Below are 3,547 nucleotides of genomic sequence, written 5' to 3' on the forward strand. Positions count from 1 at the left end.
GCAATTTTATGCGCTGGCAGAATAAATCCGTCTAGTTTAAAGGGATGGCATGCCAGCTCATCCAAAATATGCATTTTTGCGCTTAATGCGACAGAACCAGAAATCCAGGTCAACAGCTTCAGGTTAAGTGATGAGCAAGTACTCGTTGTAAATAGCGGAAATATACGACTGAAACACACTAAATTTGCGAATATCGTGGAACTTGGGAGTTTATCCACTATTTACAGATTAGTTGAGAAAGATCATTATGTATCATGATTTATCTTTGCAGGTGTGAATGGGATAAAAGTCGAATTTATTCCCTATTTTAGGGTGTTTGTATTTGACCGCCGCTGGTGCATTCTTCTAAACACACCGTAATAAAAATCAGAATAAACCAGAAGCTGCTTGGTTTTAAAGTTATTCGTAACTAAATTAGAGCTGCGTATGCACAAGATAATATAACAAATCTGAAAGGAGTTTTACGAATGAAAATAACATGGACTGTCCTCATTATTAAGCGATTTTTAGCGTTATCTGTAATAGTAGCGGCAATGACGCTTATGCATTCAAGCCAAGTATTGGCGCATGCCTCTTTAGTTAAAGCTGAGCCCGCTCGTCGTGCCGTGCTTTCCGCGCCGCCCGCACGGATTCACCTCTGGTTCAATGAAGAAATTGAACCCGCATATGCGGCGCTTTCGGTACTAAATGAGGATAAAAAATCTATTACAGATAACAAAGTAGAAGTGGATTCAAAAGACCCGAAGTCTGTTGTGCTGGAATTACCGGAGATGCAACCGGGACGCTATACCGTGAAATTCCGGGTGCTTTCTATCGATGGTCATGTAGTTGATTCAGAATATAATTTTACAGTTGCAAGCGAAAAAAAGTAAAAAATGATTGAGATCGTTGCTACATTTGCTCGTGGGTCACAGCTTATTGCTAATCTGATATTGTTCGGTAGCTGTATTTTTCTTGCTATTGCTGGGCAACAAAAAGCTGTATTTGAAAGCGCTTGGGTAGTCCGGATGGAAAAATTTTTTCCATGGTTGGGTGGTGTCATTTTACTGGGATTGCTCGTTATTTTGGCGACAACAACGGGCGAAGCAACGGGTATTGCTGCTAATACGTGGCGGCCTGAAGCTTGGCTGGAAGTCGTGCAGCAGACCCGCGTAGGCAAAATATGGGGGGCTCGCGCAATATTTGCCCTGGTTTTGTTAGGAGTCACGCTATATCTTCAGCATGCTGACAGGGTGAGGTGGCATTACATCCTATGCGCGGTTGTTGCGTCTTTACCTTTGATGAGCGGTTCGCTGGTAAGCCATTCTGCAGCCGATGAGATGTCAGTAGTTTCAATACTGCCGTATGCCTTGCATATTCTTTTCGCGGGTATCTGGTTTGGCGCTTTGCCTGCTTTCTTATTAATAATATTTAGTAAGAAATATTCGGGACAATCATTGGATTTGCTGAGTATTAATAGCTTGAAAAAGTTTTCATCGCTGGCTTTGCCAGTTATGGTCATGATCATGGCCACAGGTCTTATCGTTGCTGACCGCATGATTGAGGAAGACTACCATGCATTGGTTGCTAGTTCTTATGGTTGGTTACTAAACATAAAACTCACATTATTAGCGATCATTCTAATCATCGCCTATCAAGCACGGTCTAGATGGTTGCCTTTGTTGACTCAGGTTAATAATGGCGAGGAAGCTCAAAGCAGCGGACAACAAATGAAGCGCTGGGTAAGCGTTGAATTTGTTCTTGCCATAATCTTGGTATTATTGGCGACTATCCTATCGAATACCAAGCCAGCAAAGCATGCCATGGTTGAGAATTGGCCCTATCCTTTTAGATTCTCAATCGATGCTACCTGGGAAGAACCCAATGTTCAGATTTTTTTCTGGATAGGGGTAGCACTTTTCATAATGGCAGCGGGTTCAATAGGGTTAGGTATTAAAAGTAAATGGGAAATTAAAAAGCGGATTGGGGTTCCGCTGGTATTAATAATGGCATCCTTTGCAATAGCCTTACCAAAATTAGCAGTGGTTGCTTATCCTGAAACTTACCAAAGTACGCCCGTTCCCTTTGATGCGATCTCTATTTCTAATGGGTCGAAATTATTCTCACAGAATTGTACAACTTGCCATGGTCCACAAGGTAAAGGCAATGGAATTATCGCAAAAACCTTTAATCCACCGCCTACTGATTTATTGACAGAAGCACATACGGCAAAACATACCGCTGGAGATTTCTTCCATTGGTTAACGCACGGAATAGCTGCGACGGGTATGCCTGGTTTTTCTAGTAAATTGTCAGAAGATGATCGCTGGGATGTCGTCAATTACATTCATGCCATGTCGCGTGGCTATAAAGCGCGCTTGCAGAGTCCAGAGATTATCCCTGGAAGACCATCAATTGGACCACCTATTTTTTCATATTTTGCAAATGACGGCTCCAGTGGCGTTCTGAAGGATTTTCGTCAGAAGAAAAATGTAATGATCGTATTATTCACCCGGCCGCAATCACACGAGCGGCTACAAGAATTGACAGCATCGTATGCTAGGCTCCAGGAGCTTAATACAATCATTCTAGCGATCCCGATGAGTAATCTTGATAAACAAGAAATCATGGATATTGCAGCGGATATTCCTTTTCCGGTTGTAACAGAAGGCTCATTAGAGATAAAAAATAGCTATGCTTTATTTCGAAGAACGCTTACTAATCCGGATATATTAAATGAAGGCGTAATTCCAGAGCACTTTGAGTTTTTGATAGACCGCTTTGGCTATTTGCGTGCCAGGTGGATACCCGCTATAGACGAAAGCGGTTGGGCAGATATCAGTGTTCTAACAAAACAGCTTGTTCAGCTGAATAATGAAAAGGAAATTCTTCCGCCACCCAGTGATCATGTTCACTAATGCGGCAAAATTCTTATCGCTTTAGCCATCCTTATCTTATTAATAATCTGTAGGAAAATTTATGATAAGACGAATAATTATTTCGGTTTTGTTAAGCGCGATGGTGACGTTGTCACAGCTTGCATGGGCTCATACTGATGAGTATTTGGCTACAGTTGTGACACCTCATGGCGGTCAACTTCGTGCAGCAGGTCCCTTTCATTTAGAGTTAGTTGCCAAGGATGGCGAATTGGCATTATATGTAACAGATCATGGGAATATACCAATTCCAGTGCAGGGTGGGCACGGTAAAGCAAATATTCAAGTAGGTAAGGATGGTGAGCGAAAAGCCGTAACACTTGTGCCAGAGAGTGGAAATATAATGAGAGCAAGCGGTAAGTTTAAAATTACACCAGACACTTCAATTGCTGTTTTTATAGCAATTCCGGAATATGAAATACAAAACGCGCGCTTTACCCCACTCACGCCTAAAGGAGATGGTGGTCGTAGACATGACCACGATCATGATCATTAATTAGAGTCTTACCCAACCGCAATGTTTCCGGTGTACACCCAATCTTTGATGCGATCGATTTGATCGCCGACCATTGCGATTCATGCTCCTTTTGCTGCTCGAATACCAATCTTACCGCTCGTTCTCGTACTTCCGG

Annotated in this window: 3 protein-coding genes; all 3 read left to right on the plus strand. The window is 42.3% G+C overall.

Annotation, left to right across the window (positions count from 1 at the left end):
* Positions 1-467: 467 nt before the first annotated feature.
* Positions 468-872, plus strand: a complete 405-nt coding sequence (locus tag ACH10T_RS09620; RefSeq protein ID WP_394809070.1) for a copper resistance protein CopC — start codon at positions 468-470, stop codon at positions 870-872.
* A gap of 3 nt (positions 873-875) precedes the next feature.
* Positions 876-2,897: a CopD family protein gene (locus ACH10T_RS09625; RefSeq protein ID WP_394809071.1), complete on the plus strand. Its 2,022-nt coding sequence runs from the start codon at positions 876-878 to the stop codon at positions 2,895-2,897.
* 61 nt (positions 2,898-2,958) lie between these two features.
* Entirely contained in the window at positions 2,959-3,411 is a 453-nt protein-coding gene (locus ACH10T_RS09630; protein ID WP_394809072.1) for a hypothetical protein, read from the plus strand.
* The last annotated feature ends 136 nt before the right edge of the window (positions 3,412-3,547 follow it).

This window comes from Nitrosomonas sp., assembly GCF_043753625.1.
Taxonomy (GTDB): Bacteria; Pseudomonadota; Gammaproteobacteria; order Burkholderiales; family Nitrosomonadaceae; genus Nitrosomonas.